At 42.0% G+C, this 15583-nt stretch carries 19 protein-coding genes; 4 read left to right on the forward strand and 15 right to left on the reverse strand.

The window, feature by feature from the left end; all coding sequences use genetic code 11:
• The first annotated feature begins 26 nt into the window (after nt 1–26).
• Together DQQ10_RS14245 and DQQ10_RS14250 are read left to right on the forward strand one after the other, a co-directional pair.
• Entirely contained in the window at nt 27–1178 is a 1152-nt protein-coding gene (locus DQQ10_RS14245) for a helix-turn-helix domain-containing protein (RefSeq protein ID WP_112747539.1), read from the forward strand.
• 89 nt (nt 1179–1267) lie between these two features.
• Nucleotides 1268–2338: a hypothetical protein gene (locus DQQ10_RS14250; RefSeq protein ID WP_133259653.1), complete on the forward strand. Its 1071-nt coding sequence runs from the start codon at nt 1268–1270 to the stop codon at nt 2336–2338.
• Nucleotides 2339–2388: 50 nt separating this feature from the next.
• On the opposite strand, the gene DQQ10_RS14255 is transcribed toward DQQ10_RS14250, so the two are convergent.
• Together DQQ10_RS14255 and DQQ10_RS14260 are read right to left on the reverse strand one after the other, a co-directional pair.
• Nucleotides 2389–2766 (reverse strand): hypothetical protein, encoded by a 378-nt coding sequence (locus DQQ10_RS14255; RefSeq protein WP_112747541.1) that lies wholly within the window; start codon nt 2764–2766, stop codon nt 2389–2391.
• 290 nt (nt 2767–3056) lie between these two features.
• Nucleotides 3057–4097, reverse strand: a complete 1041-nt coding sequence (locus tag DQQ10_RS14260) for a threonine aldolase family protein (RefSeq protein ID WP_112747542.1) — start codon at nt 4095–4097, stop codon at nt 3057–3059.
• 90 nt (nt 4098–4187) lie between these two features.
• On the opposite strand from DQQ10_RS14260, the gene DQQ10_RS14265 reads away from it, so the two are divergent.
• Nucleotides 4188–5030 (forward strand): universal stress protein, encoded by an 843-nt coding sequence (locus DQQ10_RS14265; RefSeq protein ID WP_112747543.1) that lies wholly within the window; start codon nt 4188–4190, stop codon nt 5028–5030.
• Nucleotides 5031–5086: 56 nt separating this feature from the next.
• Here the strand turns inward: DQQ10_RS14265 and DQQ10_RS14270 are convergent, their stop codons facing one another.
• From DQQ10_RS14270 to DQQ10_RS14330, 13 genes are all read right to left on the reverse strand, one after another.
• On the reverse strand, nt 5087–6397 hold the full coding sequence (locus DQQ10_RS14270) for a M1 family aminopeptidase (protein WP_112747544.1): 1311 nt from the start codon (nt 6395–6397) through the stop codon (nt 5087–5089).
• Between the two features lie 13 nt (nt 6398–6410).
• Nucleotides 6411–7112 carry a metallophosphoesterase family protein gene (locus DQQ10_RS14275; RefSeq protein ID WP_112747545.1) on the reverse strand — a complete coding sequence of 234 codons (702 nt, stop codon included), beginning with the start codon at nt 7110–7112 and terminating at the stop codon, nt 6411–6413.
• 159 nt (nt 7113–7271) lie between these two features.
• Nucleotides 7272–8138 carry an alpha/beta fold hydrolase gene (locus tag DQQ10_RS14280; protein WP_112747546.1) on the reverse strand — a complete coding sequence of 289 codons (867 nt, stop codon included), beginning with the start codon at nt 8136–8138 and terminating at the stop codon, nt 7272–7274.
• A gap of 31 nt (nt 8139–8169) precedes the next feature.
• A complete protein-coding gene (locus tag DQQ10_RS14285) occupies nt 8170–8598 on the reverse strand; it encodes an SRPBCC family protein (protein ID WP_112747547.1) in 429 nt (142 codons plus the stop codon).
• A gap of 173 nt (nt 8599–8771) precedes the next feature.
• The gene (locus DQQ10_RS14290; RefSeq protein ID WP_112747548.1) at nt 8772–9566 is read right to left on the reverse strand and encodes a helix-turn-helix domain-containing protein; all 795 of its coding nucleotides are present in this window, start codon (nt 9564–9566) and stop codon (nt 8772–8774) included.
• 100 nt (nt 9567–9666) lie between these two features.
• Nucleotides 9667–10017 (reverse strand): hypothetical protein, encoded by a 351-nt coding sequence (locus DQQ10_RS14295; RefSeq protein WP_112747549.1) that lies wholly within the window; start codon nt 10015–10017, stop codon nt 9667–9669.
• A gap of 32 nt (nt 10018–10049) precedes the next feature.
• On the reverse strand, nt 10050–11090 hold the full coding sequence (locus tag DQQ10_RS14300) for an alpha/beta hydrolase family protein (RefSeq protein ID WP_112747550.1): 1041 nt from the start codon (nt 11088–11090) through the stop codon (nt 10050–10052).
• 100 nt (nt 11091–11190) lie between these two features.
• Nucleotides 11191–11601 carry a DUF6157 family protein gene (locus DQQ10_RS14305; protein WP_112747551.1) on the reverse strand — a complete coding sequence of 137 codons (411 nt, stop codon included), beginning with the start codon at nt 11599–11601 and terminating at the stop codon, nt 11191–11193.
• An 83-nt stretch (nt 11602–11684) separates the two neighbouring features.
• Complete coding sequence (locus DQQ10_RS14310) at nt 11685–12224, reverse strand: hypothetical protein (protein ID WP_112747552.1); 540 nt, start codon at nt 12222–12224, stop codon at nt 11685–11687.
• A gap of 121 nt (nt 12225–12345) precedes the next feature.
• Nucleotides 12346–12777 (reverse strand): hypothetical protein, encoded by a 432-nt coding sequence (locus DQQ10_RS14315; RefSeq protein ID WP_133259654.1) that lies wholly within the window; start codon nt 12775–12777, stop codon nt 12346–12348.
• Nucleotides 12778–12951: 174 nt separating this feature from the next.
• Nucleotides 12952–13449 carry a hypothetical protein gene (locus DQQ10_RS14320; protein WP_133259655.1) on the reverse strand — a complete coding sequence of 166 codons (498 nt, stop codon included), beginning with the start codon at nt 13447–13449 and terminating at the stop codon, nt 12952–12954.
• Nucleotides 13450–13928: 479 nt separating this feature from the next.
• The gene (locus tag DQQ10_RS14325) at nt 13929–14204 is read right to left on the reverse strand and encodes a hypothetical protein (protein WP_112747555.1); all 276 of its coding nucleotides are present in this window, start codon (nt 14202–14204) and stop codon (nt 13929–13931) included.
• 425 nt (nt 14205–14629) lie between these two features.
• Entirely contained in the window at nt 14630–15031 is a 402-nt protein-coding gene (locus DQQ10_RS14330; RefSeq protein ID WP_112747556.1) for a hypothetical protein, read from the reverse strand.
• 152 nt (nt 15032–15183) lie between these two features.
• On the opposite strand from DQQ10_RS14330, the gene DQQ10_RS14335 reads away from it, so the two are divergent.
• The coding region (locus DQQ10_RS14335) for an IS110 family transposase (protein WP_165823932.1) at nt 15184–15583 on the forward strand (400 nt) is incomplete at its 3' end.

The raw sequence follows: 15583 nt of genomic DNA on the forward strand, positions 1-15583 counted from the left end.
GTAACTTGCCCTTTTGAAGCATCTTCATGCAATCAACCATCGTCTACGCCATCACCTCCGGGAGCTTATTTCTTTTGCTTCTTGCCACGCTTGCAACACCGCGCAAAGTCAACGTGTCAGCTAACTTTTGGCTAGCCTTATTTCTGTTTTCGTTCGCGTGCATTATGCTCGACCATGCGTTGTATGATCTGCAGGTATACAGAGCTTATCCCATGTTGGCGGGATATCTTGAAGTGACACGTTTCGCGATGGCCCCAGCATTGTACTTCAGCGTATGTTACTTCACAACACCTGAACGTAAGTTTCAACGGCCCGACTATCTGCATTTTGTTCCTGCCGCGCTATTCATCCTGTTTGTTTTGGCGATCGTCATAGGATTAAATGAATCCAGACTATTCTCCTGGTACTACACATTATCGTTAGAACTACGTCGTGGCATCGGCTTCGGCATATTTGTGGCGCTCAAAGTTCAGATGATCGTGTATTGGGTGCTCTCGTATGTAAGTCTTCGGCGACATTTTAAAAACGTTCAACTATTTGCGTCGACAATAGAATCCATCTCGCTTTCGTGGCTTCGCTATTTTCTGCTGGGTCTTGGTGCCGTATTAGTGTTGTCGTTAAATGATGTTTTGCTTTGGATACCGGCACTGGTTCCGTTTACTCATTTTGGATACCTCGCGCTTACCTTTTACCTGGCATACTTTTCACTTCGCCAACAAGAAGTTTATCCTTATCAGCCACAAGCCGTCGCCGACATTCAAAATCTTATTGAAGGGAATGATAAGGCTCCCCGTGTTCAGCGCTTCACAACGGAACGGCTAGGCGTGGCAAAACAACAACTCGTGCAGACCGTTGAATCTGAGAAGCTATACCTTGATCCGAATTTAGGATTGCCCCAACTGGCGGCACGACTTCAATGGTCAACACATGATCTTTCATATTTGATTAACGAAGGATTTGGCGAAAACTTCTTTCAATTTATCAACCGATATCGCATCGAGGAGGCAAAGGTGTTGCTGACATCACCAAATCATAAGCACCTGAATATTTTAGGGATTGCCTATGAGTGTGGATTCCGGTCTAAGTCGACGTTCAATACTACGTTTAAAAAACTCACGGGCGTTTCACCTTCTGAATTTATGACGTCAGCAAAGCCTGACACGGAAAAAGCTGCGTAAAACGTTCAAAATGATGTTCAGATGGATAAAGCTGAACGAAAACGACGCAGATTCAAGTCACTTTTGAGCATTACGTAAATGCTAAAGTGATGAAACCAAAATCCTTAATTCAAAAACTATTGATTTGTCTCATGGCCGGATTGGTGTGTGGCGAAACCTTTTTACGGGTCGGCGATCGATTTTTAGGCGCCTTTATCCCCGTGCCCATCGTCATCGGAATTTCTGTAGCCATGGCAGTCGGCGCACTACTCCACGCGGTCATCTGGCATGCGCGAGAAAAGAAAACGCGTGTAGCATCGGAGCAAGTCTTTGCCTTTTGGGTGGGTGCCATTTGCTACGGTATCGCCTTCGACCTCATCATGTTCGGTTTCCAAAAAATATTTCATCTGCAGTTCACCGCACCATTGGCAATGTTGGATGAACCCTTCAGTAGTTTTTCACGCCAGTGGCTTACGTGGAGTTATTTCGGGCGCTCTTATGGATTTGCCTGCGTCATCGCATTATCGCAGATCGCTGGATCACTGTTGCTATTGTTTAATCGAACGCGACTGTTGGGGGTTGTGGTACTTTTCCCGGTGATGCTAAATATCATATTGATCGATTACTTCTATGAGCTAGATCCGGGCGTAATGCTTCATGCGCTAATCTTGTTCCTGGGTATTGTATATCTACTCGCACTCGATTATCAGCGGCTCGTGGATTTCTTTTTAAGATTTCGCTCAGCGGAAACGTCGCTACAAATGCCGCGTTCGGTTAAGGAAGCAGCACGATTGTCGGTGCTAATCATTCCGCTTTTTTTGATAGCACTGTTTGGTTCGCCCGATAAGCATCCTACACTCACCGGAAAGTACGCCGTAAAAAATATGATTGTCAATGGTACGGAAGGCATCGCACAAACCTGTACGGACAGCTTGCTCACACTCGTGTACTTTGATATCGCCAATGAATGTGTGTTTGAATTTAATGGGCAAAAACGCCGCATGTATGGGACATATGCATTGGAAGAAACGAAAGGTTCTATGTCAACGAAGTGGCATTATCCTCCGTCGGCAATCGACAGACAATTCCAAGGTGTGTTACAGCAACTCGGGAAAGGGGAAGTGCAGCTTACGGGTACATTTAAAAATGACTCCGTTAGTATTCGGCTTGCAAAGTTGTAATCTTAAAACTGAAAAACGAATTCCGAAACTTGACTATCGGGATTCGTTTTTTACCGACTCACAATAGCGCCGATCTCATTACCCACTTGTTTAAGATGTCGGCACGCAGCAGAACTATTTTCGTTTTTGTCCATCACGATTTTCAGATCGCCGTCGCTTGAGGTGAGTTCAAATTGTAGTGGTTCTTCCGTTGTGCGTGGATGATTTACAAAAGCGTCGATTAGGTCGGGCAAATCTGCTTTCATTTGTTCTCTTATATAGTCGTGTACCATCGCCGATTTCTCTTCCGGGTACGATACCGTGAGCGCTATTGCATCGCGCGATTCTGCAATAGAGATGCTGATATTTTGATCTGATTTCTTTCGGATAACGAACACAGCAACGGCGACAGCGCAGAACACGCCAAGGATAATCATAACTTTTTTCATAGCAAGGATTTTTTGTTTGCCCTTAATACATACAAATCATGCCACGATGAATTTCTCCTAAAACTGACATGAAATGCATGTTCGATGGCGCGAACTGTACGATTTTACTTGGTGGAGTGTCCGTTTTGCAGCTAGTTAGTTTCCTGTTAGCCGGTTTCTGGTTAATCAGTTTCTGGTTAGCCGGTTTCCGGTTGGCCAGTTTCTGGTTAGTCAGTTTCTGGTTGGCCAGTGCCTTGTTAGCCGGTTTCTGGTTAATCAGTTTTGCGTATAGCGTTGCTTGTAGCAGATGTCTACAGGCCAGTATCCTGCGTAGCCAACTTTAACGCTACATCTGCAAAAGCATTCACCTGTTCTTCCGTGGTATCGAATGCGCACATCAATCGCACTTCGGAAGTTTTTTCATTCCAAACATAGAAATAATGTACGGCTTGAAGTTTGGCGATGATGGCTGGCGGAAGTAATGCGAAGATCCCATTCGCGTCGACAGATTGGGTGATGGTTACGCCAGGAATTTCTTGTAATCGACGTTTAAGAATTTGCGCCATCTTGTTTGCATGCGTAGCATTCTTCTTCCACAAGTTGTTTGTTAACAATGCATCGAACTGAGCACTGATGAAACGCATCTTCGAGTGAAGTTGCATACTTTGTTTTCGGATGTACTTGAAGTTTTTTGCTACGGAAGTATTGAAGAACACAACAGCTTCCCCGAAGAGCATACCGTTTTTTGTTCCGCCGAAGGAAAGTACATCTACTCCTGCATCACGCGTGATCGCTTTGATTTCTGCTTGCAGACTTACCGCAGCATTCGCGATACGCGAACCATCCATATGAAGATATAGATTGTTTTTCTTCGCTACAGCGCTAATGGCTTTGATCTCGTCGATCGTGTAGACTGTACCGTACTCCGTCGACTGCGAAATCGAAATAACTTTTACCTGCGGATGATGCTGGTCGTCGATACGGATTATTTTCTCTTCAATTTGTTCTGGGTAAATCTTACCATTTTTTGTCGGAACGGTAACAAGCTTACATCCCGTGAATTTTTCAGGCGCCGTGGATTCATCAACGTTGATATGGGCCAAGTCCGAGCAGATGATGGAGTTGTAAGCGTTGGTGAGGGATGCGAGCCCTAGCACGTTTGCACCGGTGCCGTTGTAAGCAAAATGGACTTCAATATCGTCGCCGAGCAGCGCTTTGAATTTATTGATTGCGCTGGTCGTATAATCATCAGCGCCATAGGCTGCTGCATGGCCTACATTTGCGTTGATGATTGCCTGCATCACGTCGGGATGCGCGCCAGCGTAATTGTCACTTGCAAAAGTCTTTATCATGAAAAAAGGTTAATGATCGGCGTGAAAATAAAGATTTAAGTAGTGCCGAAAAACAAGTTGAAGAATGTATCTTGAAGGAAACATTTTTACATGGTTAATATTCTTGTCCCAACAGATCTGTCAGACGTTTCGAAAGTAGCCGCGAATTATGCCGTGAAGATGGCCAATAGGCTTGAGGCAAACCTAACCTTAATTCACGTCGTCACGATTGTTGTTCCCGTTCGCAGCGCGTACCAACGCCAGCTGAAGCAAGAGGAGGAAGGTCTACTCCGCCGGACACAGGAAGAAATGATTGAATCGTTAAAACCTGTAGTGAAATATGTTCGATTCGCGGCGCCCGTTCAATACGATGTCGCTATCGGATCACCTTTCAGTGAAACACTCCTGCGCGAAGCAAAGAAATTACATACAGGCTTGATTGTCATGGGAACGCAAGGTGCAAGTGGATTGAAGAAAGTGGTAATGGGCAGCAACACCACAGCTATGATTGGCGATAGCCACATTCCTGTATTAGCCGTGCCCGCGGAAGCCGAGTTCAAAGGGCTGCACAATATTGTTTATGCGTGCGATATGCGAAACATTAAGAAAGAGCTGAAACAACTCATTCCTTACGCTACCATTTTTGATTCCACCATACACATCGTTCACGTCGTTACCAATGGGGAGTCATTTGCTGAGGTTGATGAGAAGATGGAGAAAGCGGTTGCTCGCGCAGGCTATGATAAAATTGTGACGATGGTCTTAGCCGATGCAAGTATTGATGATGCCATTGCCGATTACATTCGCATCAACAAAGCTGACCTATTGGTGATGTTTACGCACAAGCCGAATTTCTACGAGAGGCTGTTTGATAAAAGTATCACGCGGCGGATGGCGTTCCATAGCAAGGTGCCGCTGTTGGCGTTTAAGGAAGAGGGAAGTAGTAAGAAGTAGGGAGTAAGGAGTAAGAAGTAAGAAGTAAGGATTTCTTCACATTGCCCAATAAAGTATTAGTGTTGTGTTCGTTTCAGATATACCCATTTTTCAAAGAATACTTGTAGACTTCGGCCGGAGGTCTCTTCCATGGTTTTTTGAAATTCAAAAGTATCCACTGATTTTCCAAAATACTTTTGACTGTATCGTTTGATCCCTTCCCAGAAATGTTGTTCTCCTAATTCTATTCTAAGCAAATGGAGTGCATACGCGCCTTTGAAGTAAACGAGATTTCGATCATCTTTTGTTGCACGTGACCAATCCGTGAATACCAATGATTTGTCCTTCCCACTATCCTTGATTGTCTTGTAAACTTTGAAATAAGAATCTATGTCTGCGGTGTATTTTTGCTTGCCGAAGCGATGCTCGTTGTACGCCGCCGACATGAACGTAGCGAATCCCTCATTGAGCCAAAAGTGATTCCAACTTGCACACGTGATCGAATTGCCCCACCATTGATGGGCAAGTTCATGCGAAATGAGGCTTGTTTCTGTACTGTCTTGTAGTACCATCTTACCATAGGAGTCTCGCAATACGGCGAACCCCGACATCTCTTGATAATGATTTCCGATAAGAATTTGTGAATAGGAATTTTGAACGTAACGGATTCCGGATCGTTGTTCGAAAAAATCAATCATGTCACCTGTCTTCTGGAAGATTGTTTCTAATTCGCGTGGCGTATAATTGTCGGAATAATGTTGCAATACAACCGCACCGTGTTTCTCTTCGAATGTATTGAACGTGCCGATCGCAAAACCATAGGTGTAAGGCGGTGTTTCATAATCTTGATTCCAAGAATATAAAACTTTGTCGGCGGTCATTTTTTTATTGACAAACGTACCACTTGCAACACATGTTTTCGCTGCGGGTACCGTTAAGTTTAACGCACACTTCGCCTTATCCGAAGGTGTGTCATTGCAGATCATCCATTCACTCGTAAAGTAAACTGTGTGCGCTTGACCCGGTGCAGGGAACACGAGACCATTGCTGGGTTTGCCATTATAAAATATCTGCACCTGACCTGCGCTTGTGGTTCTCTTCGCTAATGTTATAATTAATTTTTGATCACGTGCTTCATAGTTCGTCACCGTGGCTCCAAAAACGTTGGTGATTTTTAAACTACCTGAATTGAAAATCACTTTAGTAATCTTCGGTTCCAATTCAAAAGCAATGACTACATCACCTTGAATAGATTTGTTCTCAATGTCAACGTCAAGGTTTACGGTGTAAGTTAATACGTCCAGCCCTACGCCTTTATCGCTAGTTTGTGAATTTACCGAACGCACTATGAAACAGAATACAATGATTGAAAGAATAGGCTTAATCATATGTGTGTAGTAGCTATATGAAATTGTTGCTGGATGGTGCGTGTTGAATATTCAAATTTCCTATTACAGTTTCACGTTTATTATTTGCTTTTATAAATTCTCCGGACTCAACATTCAGACAAGTCAGCCACATGCCGCCATGTGCATAGGTATCGATGCAAATCGTGTGTCCAAAATTTGCAATCTCACCGTCTTTTCGTGAAGTGTGACCACAGACTACAATTCTTTCAGACGAATACGCTTCGGGCTCTTCAAATTTCTTCCAAAAGAGATGATCCTGGTCCTGATCGTTTAGTGTTTTACCGCTTTCAAGTCCGGCGTGAACGAAAATGAATTTTCCAATCTCTATATAGTGTTTACAAGAATCGATAAATGCCCAATGGGATTTAGGTATTTTATCTGCCCAATTTTTGTCATCGCCTATCTGATATGAATCTAAAGTACTTGCACCCACGAAATATAGCCATTCTAAAAGTCGTTCAGGAGACCTTCTAGCAGTATTCATCATGATTTCGTGGTTCCCGAGAATAAATTCAAAGTCAAATAATTTACGATGGGTAAGCAGCCACTCAATAACGTCGTTGCTGTTAGAACCTTTGTCTACATAGTCGCCGAGAAAGATTATTTTATCGTCACGCTTAATGAGCCCTTGGTTAAAAATCGTTCTTAATGCTTCGATACTTCCATGGATATCTCCAATTGCATAGACCGACATTTTTTATTTGCGTGTTTGGTAGTGAATCAGTTTAACGCATCACGCAGTATTCAGCTTGATGCGATTCGTCTTCAGCAAATTACTAATTAATCATCAAATTGGTTCTGATAATACCTACTTACCACTGAGCATTTTCGTGTACTAGACTTCGTAATTTGATCAACGCTTCCCTTGCTGCAGAAACTCGTCGATCATTGGATAAATAGACTTGAATCGAGTCATCAATCCGACATGAGAGCAGTTGGGTACCACAGCTAATCGAACACGAGGCCATGGATCCATGTCGCCCATGACGTTACCGCCAACTTTTGTTACCATATCGTTCACGTGTGAGAGCGTAACGACATCGTTATCTGCGTATATAAGAAACATCGGATTTTTTATTTTAACGTATGCTTTCTCCCAATTGAAAGGAGCGAGGTCCAACTTCTTCATCCGCGCTACCAGCACCGGAAATTTGTCTGGGCGAGGAGAGAGGCTATCATATTCTTTTTTAAACGTCGAGCCTTCAAACATACTAGGCGTTAAGCTCGGTACGATTGCTGTGTATGAGGGTTGGTATCCTTCATGGCTATATGCGCCCGAGATCAGAACCATTTTTTTTACTTTCTCCGGATGCTGTATCGCCAATTGAATTCCTACATTCGAGCCCATGCTAAAGGCAAAGACATCCGCGCTGTCTATCTTAAGGTGTTCAAGAAGGTGGTATGCATCCGTCGCGAGGTTTTCATAGGTAATGTCTCGGTCAATGTCCGCAGTTCGTCCATGCCCCTGAAATTCGAACGCAATTACTTGTCTACTTCCGGCGTATTTGGCAATCACATTGCGAAACATTTTGTCTATACTCTGGTATGCACCATGTAATAAGATCATCGGTTCACCTTGACCATGTGTTTCATAATACATTTTTAAACCGTTAACATTCACGTATCCACTTTTGAAAGCTTGCGTTTGTTGGCTTAATGAAGGAATAGATAATAATGTACTGGCGCATAATGCCACGCACCAAGTGATTAAGATTTTCATGTTGATAGATTGTAATGAGTGAACTGGTTCTTTAAATGGCGCTACGGTTAGCTTCAACGTATGTTTTAAAGTTGTTGAGGATTGCTTGCCAACCGTCTCGTTGCATATCGACTGGGTTCTCAAGTTCTGCGTCGAATGTTATTGTTATCGTTGTGTCAAGATGCGAACCGGTGAAAGTAATGGTTGCCTTTCTTCCATCTGTCATCGTGTAAACAAGTCTTTCACTTTTTTCTACCTCGATATAAACGCCTTCAAACGTGAACCCAAAGCTACCGTCTTTGGCTTCCATTCTTGCTGAGAATTTTCCGCCTACTTGAATGTCGTTCGTTGCCGCCGGGCAATGCCACGACGGATCTGCAAAATTCCAATGCACAATGTGCACAGGATCTGTATAATAGTTCCAAATTGTTTTTTTATCTGCGTGTATTGTTGCAGATACCGAGATGCGTTGACTTTCCATCTTAATGCTTGCGTTGGTTGATAGTTGTGTTATTAAAAAATGGAAGAGTAGTCAGTCACAAGTTCATGGCAACAATGGATGTGCAAATGAAAGTGAATCTATCCGCGACCATCTTTACAGCGAGCAAAACTGTTGAAGACGATGGATTGAAAATTGTAAAAATTCGACAAAGTTTAGACGAATATGGCGTTGGCGTCGAATGGAATGTCGCGAGGAATACTACCGGTAAATTCTTTGAAATCTTTGATCATGTGAGATTGGTCATAATACCCGGATAAAAGCGAGATCTCTGTAAGAGAGTATTTTGTGTTATAGGTTTTGGTGAGGCAGTCTTCGAAACGAACAATTCTGGCAAACGTCTTTGGACTAAAACCAGCCAAGTCTTTAAATCGTCGCTCAAACTGTCTTTGTGATAGAAAATGTTCTTCGGCCAATGCTGGTATGTTGATGTTTCCTTTGTGCGCTAAGATTTGATCGATCGAGAATACGACATTGTCTTGTCTGTTGTCTGCTTTTTTTAGTTTGTCTTCAATGAAGCCTGTAATAAGTTTTATCCGCGCATCGGTGTGTGGGCAAGCTAACATCTTGTCTTCAAGTATTTCGCCCTCACGTCCCAACAGTGTTGATATTTCGATATTCTGGTTGGTGAGTATCCATGCTGGAATATTGAAAAGTAATGAAATGGCGTAAGGCTTGAAGCAAATACCAAATACGCCAGTTTTTTGGCTAGCGGAGATGTTGTAGAATGATTTCGTCTGACATTGAAACCCACTTGTAAACAACTCCTTGCTGTTCTCTCCGTCAACGATTTTCATACCACGCCGATATTGAAACGCGAGCTTTGGGTTGATTGAAGCCGTGGTCGAATGATGATAAATATCGGAGGTTGAAAAGTCTCCTTCAAAGTCCCAAAAGAAATCAACGATACCCTGAATGTTTTTTGATGGCAAGATTTTTTGGTATTTCATTCTTTAGTTCGTTGAATTTTGAATCGAAGGTTCAGCGTGAGGCTATGCTTGTATAGAAAGCGTATTGCCAATAGGCAAATTCGCGCGATGCTTCAAACTTCTATTTTGTGATTATCATGCCTTTTGTGATCTGACTTTTCGATAATCCAGAAATCGTAAAGGCGGCATAATCGTCTTTATATCCAACGTCGGTTTGACTTGGCTTTGCGAAAACTTCCATATTCTCGATTGTCACGGTTGTGGCATTGTTATCGATGGTTATTTTAAGTTTTTCGCTTTTCTTGATTTCGCCACTTTTAATCTGCCCACTCAACACAAGTTGCCCGGAAGAGAGTTCGAATACATCATTAACCTGAAATGAAAAATTATCTTGAGGGTTGTTTGTCGATGGTGAGCACGCGATTACAAGAGCAAGAAGAGTTAACAGCAGAAAGAATACTCTATTTTTCATCTTAAAATGTTTTGTTAGCATGAACTGCGTGGTTATTCTCTTTCATGTATCCACTCGGACAAACTATCCAAGAAACCATCACATCTCGTCCAAGGTAGATTATTGTCTTCAATCTCGTAAAAACCTCCCGTTGGCGCTTTGAACAAATTATGGTTGCAATGCGCAAATGACGTTATAGTCAGGTTGGTCTTGGAGGCCATGGTCTTTTCGTACAGCAACTTAGTTTTCTTCCAATCAACATTCATATCATTTTCTCCAAACAAAGCCAAGACAGGACAGCGTATGTTAGATAAATAAGATTCAAAATCTTTAATATATACTTGCAATCCCGTTCTTGTATCGAGTTCTTCTTTCATGAAAATCTTTTGATAATCATCGTAAGCGTCTGCGGTGATGCCGCCGTTGGTAAATCGTAACCAAAATTTGTTTTTGCTAAGGTTCGTCGTCGCGCGTCGATAAGTTTCAAAGCTGCCTCCCGAATGACAAATCTTTGTGCCGGCCAACCATTCACCAACTATTAAGTCGACAGAATCTTTTGGATGTCCATTGATTCGTAAATTCTCTTGCAACAAATATTTGAAGTTCTCCTTATCGTCGACACCACTGACAGAAATCCAGAAGGCAATGTCTTTATATCGGTTTATCACTATTGGATTGATCCAGCCCGCTCTGCTAATTCCCCACAGTCCGATTTTGTTGAAACCAGGTACTCGTTTTTGCTTGAGGCTATTGATCGCGGCAATAACTTCTGATGCACTATTTTCAACGGACTGATTATAATTGAAGGTACCACCGCTTTTGCCACATCCCATCTTATCCCACATGTAGGTGGTGTACCCGGCATCAGCAATTGTCTTCCGAACATCATCATACCACTCTTGTTCCACGGCATTTGTCTGGCCGGAACCATGTACAATGAGTACGACCCCTTTCGAATCCTTGTTTTCCGGAATATTCAGTACACCATGCAGTACGACACCTTCAAAGTCAAACGCGAAGAGTTCTTTTCTGACTTGAGCTTGCGTACGTAAGCTGATAAGAAGAAGTATTTTGAAGACGATTGTTCTATTCATGTATTAATTTTTATAAGGACAACGGTTGGAGTGCTCACTTCGAATCGTCGGCAGTTGTATCAAGCCAACGCAATGACGCTTTAATTGTTTCAACTATGCTTCACTTACTTGTTCTCATAGCTTTAACTTTTTTTACTTTTTTGTCGTCTAAAAACTTTTGATACGCGGTTGTTTCCATTCCGAAGAGTGCAATTTTTCCTTCACCATTACTGTGAATGCCAAATCCATAGGTTTTTGTTAAGGGTGATGCGCGAAAACAGGGTTGTCCTTTTGAGAAAAAATCTATTCTTGCTTGTTTGTACTCGGCTTTAGTCAGGTCATTTCTGTTCGCATAAACTTGAAATAAGACATCATCAGACGTGTACTTATAAGGATTTTTTGCAATCAACTCATACTGCATCTCTGCGACGGTCTTCGTTTCCTTACTTGGAGGCTTTGTACCCGAGTCTGCTTTTGTATCTTCGGCAACTTCTATAAAAGTGTCAAAATAGTTTGTTGAATGTGTCTTCATGTTCTGTCGATTTTATAAGAATTCTTTCAGACCGGCTTGATAGCAGTGTCAAAGTGCCATTCTCTAAACGTCACTTTTTTTAATCAGTCACTTCCTCCAAAATGTAGAAACAATACTTGTTCACCTAGATCAAACAGATAATCATTTTCATAGCACTCATACCACACTTCATATCCTTTAGGGGTATTCCAATTGACTTTCATTTTATAGAAGATATAACGATCACCAATGATCTTTTTTATGCTGATTAAAAAAGTGTCTAATAGGAACTCGCAATTTGTTTGACTTTCGAGTATTATTCGTCTTGAAATGTCGTCAAATTCATCATTTCGTTTTCCTTCATATTCATTTTTAATGTACGGTTGTTTTGCTTGCAAAATGTATTGCCCGAAATAGCTTAACAATTCATCCTTTAAAACTACATTCCAATCTGTCGGATTTTCTTTCAAATCGAAAGTCCAACGCTTAACATTAAAATGTTTTCGTAAAGTCAGGGTAATGTCATTTTCTTCTTTGTTCAATAATGCGATGTAATAGGTTTTTCCGTCATCTATAAATGAATTAAGAATGGCCAATGTTTCTAATCTAATGTTGATTTCCGCTATGAATTCTTTGTTGACCATCTCGTTTGAAAGGTGTTTTTTTAAATGAGTCTCAACGTTTGAGTTTGCGCATTGTGGCACTGCTAATATAATAAATCCGAGCGTCGGCATGATTTATGGCTGTAGTGTGCAGATTTAATTTCTACTCGTCATTTAATCTGTTTACTTGTCCAATTAGTTCCGGTCGTTCTCTCCAAAAAACGCTTTCGCCCGAGATCCAAACTGCGTCATTGTCGCCAATCTCCCAATTATCTTCACTCGCCCAATAAAACAAATTGTCGACCTTCTTAAATGTGACGTCATAGATTATTGAGTTGAATTGTGAGGCGGGCGGATTAAAGTTTAATTTTTCAACGTTGTCAAACCTTAACTCAATAACAGTCGGGTTTTTGTACTGTCTTTGAAACAATAATGTCGCAGTCAGGTGCCCGTCAAAAGTCATTGAAAGTTCCTTTGTAATAGATTCTCTGGTCACGATGTGAACCTCTCTCAAACAGCCGTCGTGGAAGTGACCGTATAAGTCGAGTAACGTCTCAATATCTTTTTCGTCTTTTATTTCTTTCCAGTCCTGCATGATGTTGAAACCAATAATGCTATGTAATAGGCTTTTCCGTCGGCAAATTAGAATTAATTCTCTCAGATCGTTCATTTGCTTCGAACACTGCATTGGCTGGAAAATGAACGTTAATATGCATCCGGAGAATAGAAAATGTAAACTCGTCATGGGGGCTGTTGTTCGTGCGCGGACTTAGTCCACCAAGTCTATTAGCTCATAGTTCATCGGAAGAAATGTCTCGAAATACTTTCCCGTCCGAGGGTCATAGATTCTGTTCGTTATTGTTGTGACCCAGGGTCCTTTAAACCCATCTTGATCGCACAAATACACCGTCGTCAGCCAGTACTTGTTCTGATACTTATCGGTGGTCATTAGTGCGGCTTCGTCAACAATAATTGACATTATTCCTTTTTTCTTAAATGCTTTAGCTTGGTCAGCAGGGAAGTTGCCTGACATCTTTTTCATTGCTAGTCGTCCACGCTCAGCTTGCTTAGGCCCCAACAATTTCTCGTCCGTATAACCGGTCGTGTCTTCTCCATTCGAAGCAAATTCAGTGTTTCGTGCTTTTGTTTGAAGTTGTCCTAAATGAGATGGGCTATATTTGACAATCACTAGCGTGTCATTTTTTATATCGGTCGGTAAAAACTGGTCCTTACTTTTTCTCAGCTCAGTAAATTCGTCCTTTGTCAAACGATTGTGTCTGTTTAACGGAGTCTGTCCAAGGACATCGGACACTATCAAAAAAATCAATATGACTAAACACTGTCTCATAGGTATGAGCGTTAACGCTTGGATGTAAAGCGTGCAGGCACACCAAATTAATAATTAATCATCAAACTCTGCCTGTTATGATTTATATGCGTTCGTGAACGAAAAATAAATAATCTGATTCGGTTAGAAATCCGTGGAAGGGGCAAGGTCATGCGCGAGCAGAACAAAAATGGAGGCTGAGCAGTGGCTCAAAGTCTGATACTGGAACAACGATTACGGCAGAGCGACGAGCAAAACTCGGTTAAGAATCTTTACTTTCGTATTACGAAAAAGTATCTCCACAACTTAGTGAACCGCTGTATAAGAGGCGCGTACGTACAGTGGTGTGAGAGGCGAACCTCGCTGCTATTTAGTGGCGGGGCCGTCTACTCGATTGTGGACTGGGCATTAGTCACACGTCAATTCGTCAATACATTCACCAAGGTCACTAATAATAGGATAACGCCAAGTCCAATTAGTCTTATTTTCATTGACTTCTTTGCAAGAACAGTCAGATAGATTGTAACTGCAATGCCTCCAATAAGTCCAAATAGCATACTATAACCCATTCCTAAGTCCTCCTCCATTAAATAATTCTCGGCAGCAATACGAAGTCCATAAAACGGAACGAAAAAATATGTTGCCATTAATACAATGTTCCAAGTGTCTTGATTTTGTTTCTCCTTGTCAGTCATTTATGTATTGATCGATTTGTCCAAACGCCTTGCGTACAACGTCTAGCTATAAGGCACACCGAAATATAAAAATTAAACATCAACCGTGCCGCCATGACTTATAGCTTTTGTGTGCGCCCAGCATGCGCAAGGTATGGAAGAAACCTTTAATATTCCAGAGGGTGAAAGTCTCTCACTGGCGAGTTGGTGAGCTGATAGTAAAGGATAAGTGAGCACAACTTCACAAGGTCAGTAACCAACAATCTGTTATTAGTAGGGGCGACGATCGTAGAACGACTAGCAAAATGCGGTTACGAATCTTTACTTTCGTATTACGAAAAAGTATCTCCACAACTTAATGAACCGTCCCGAGTACTCGGGATGGTGTGAGAGGCGAACCTCGCTGCTATTTAGTGGCGGGGCCGTCTACTCGATTGTAGAGCGTTTTACTCCTCTCGAATTGAAATTCTTTCGTCCTGGTGATGAATTAAGAATTCCATCAAGCGTTTGAGGTCCCGATTTTCCAATATCCCATATGCTTCTCCATTGTCAACACCGTCTATCAATTTAATTGTGTCAATAAAATTTGGCAAATCCTCAATTACAGTGAGACTTGCTTCGACACTCCAAGCTCCAAGGCATTCATTCCAGTCTTTTAAAACCTGTATGTATTCGATTTTTTTCTCTTGCCATTTAGCGAATAAATTATCCATCATAAAGTTGAACTCTTCAGGTCGAGTAATAAATTTATCATGCGTAATTGATGACTCAAGAATTACATAGTCGTCAAACGCTCCCCAAGGAGGCAACTCACTCGCCCATTTAGTTTTAAATTCTTGCTGTGCCATTTAGTAAATGCTCTACAAACGTTTATGTATAAGCCGTGGCGCTGAGCAAAAATAAAAAAATATCCTCCTTATCAGCGCTATGGATTATAGTTCCCATGTAATCATCCCGGCTCCGTTTGTGCGTTCGTAAATTTGTTCAAAACACCGGAGATATGGAAACACTTTCTCAACATCTATTCAAATTGTATGTCGGTATTGACGTGCATAAGAAGCAGTGGAGTGTCAGCATCTTCACTGACGCGGCACATCATCGTACATTCACGCAACCGCCTTCGCCGGAGGCATTGAAAGCATACCTTGATCGAAACTTCCCTGGCGCTGCGGTCATCTGTGCTTACGAAGCCACCAAACTTGGCTACTGGATTTACAGGGAGCTCAAAGCTTTCGGATTTGAATGCCTTGTCGTAAACGCTGCCGATATTCCAACATCCGATAAAGACGCGTCCAGCAAAACCGATCCGGTTGATAGCCGAAAAATCGCGAAGGCACTCCGCGCGAACTTGCTAACGTCAATCCACGTACCTGACATCGTCACCCAAGGCGATCGACAAC

The organism is Pseudochryseolinea flava, from assembly GCF_003286915.1.
Taxonomy (GTDB): Bacteria; Bacteroidota; Bacteroidia; order Cytophagales; family Cyclobacteriaceae; genus Ohtaekwangia; species Ohtaekwangia flava.

What these genes read in the sequence shown, in the direction of transcription:
- DQQ10_RS14245 (WP_112747539.1), top strand. Translation starts at nt 27, where the DNA reads ATGCAATCAACCATCGTCTACGCCATCACCTCCGGGAGCTTATTTCTT.
- DQQ10_RS14250 (WP_133259653.1), top strand. Translation starts at nt 1,268, where the DNA reads ATGAAACCAAAATCCTTAATTCAAAAACTATTGATTTGTCTCATGGCC.
- DQQ10_RS14255 (WP_112747541.1), bottom strand. Translation starts at nt 2,766, where the DNA reads ATGAAAAAAGTTATGATTATCCTTGGCGTGTTCTGCGCTGTCGCCGTT.
- DQQ10_RS14260 (WP_112747542.1), bottom strand. Translation starts at nt 4,097, where the DNA reads ATGATAAAGACTTTTGCAAGTGACAATTACGCTGGCGCGCATCCCGAC.
- DQQ10_RS14265 (WP_112747543.1), top strand. Translation starts at nt 4,188, where the DNA reads ATGGTTAATATTCTTGTCCCAACAGATCTGTCAGACGTTTCGAAAGTA.
- DQQ10_RS14270 (WP_112747544.1), bottom strand. Translation starts at nt 6,397, where the DNA reads ATGATTAAGCCTATTCTTTCAATCATTGTATTCTGTTTCATAGTGCGT.
- DQQ10_RS14275 (WP_112747545.1), bottom strand. Translation starts at nt 7,112, where the DNA reads ATGTCGGTCTATGCAATTGGAGATATCCATGGAAGTATCGAAGCATTA.
- DQQ10_RS14280 (WP_112747546.1), bottom strand. Translation starts at nt 8,138, where the DNA reads ATGAAAATCTTAATCACTTGGTGCGTGGCATTATGCGCCAGTACATTA.
- DQQ10_RS14285 (WP_112747547.1), bottom strand. Translation starts at nt 8,598, where the DNA reads ATGGAAAGTCAACGCATCTCGGTATCTGCAACAATACACGCAGATAAA.
- DQQ10_RS14290 (WP_112747548.1), bottom strand. Translation starts at nt 9,566, where the DNA reads ATGAAATACCAAAAAATCTTGCCATCAAAAAACATTCAGGGTATCGTT.
- DQQ10_RS14295 (WP_112747549.1), bottom strand. Translation starts at nt 10,017, where the DNA reads ATGAAAAATAGAGTATTCTTTCTGCTGTTAACTCTTCTTGCTCTTGTA.
- DQQ10_RS14300 (WP_112747550.1), bottom strand. Translation starts at nt 11,090, where the DNA reads ATGAATAGAACAATCGTCTTCAAAATACTTCTTCTTATCAGCTTACGT.
- DQQ10_RS14305 (WP_112747551.1), bottom strand. Translation starts at nt 11,601, where the DNA reads ATGAAGACACATTCAACAAACTATTTTGACACTTTTATAGAAGTTGCC.
- DQQ10_RS14310 (WP_112747552.1), bottom strand. Translation starts at nt 12,224, where the DNA reads ATGGTCAACAAAGAATTCATAGCGGAAATCAACATTAGATTAGAAACA.
- DQQ10_RS14315 (WP_133259654.1), bottom strand. Translation starts at nt 12,777, where the DNA reads ATGCAGGACTGGAAAGAAATAAAAGACGAAAAAGATATTGAGACGTTA.
- DQQ10_RS14325 (WP_112747555.1), bottom strand. Translation starts at nt 14,204, where the DNA reads ATGACTGACAAGGAGAAACAAAATCAAGACACTTGGAACATTGTATTA.
- DQQ10_RS14330 (WP_112747556.1), bottom strand. Translation starts at nt 15,031, where the DNA reads ATGGCACAGCAAGAATTTAAAACTAAATGGGCGAGTGAGTTGCCTCCT.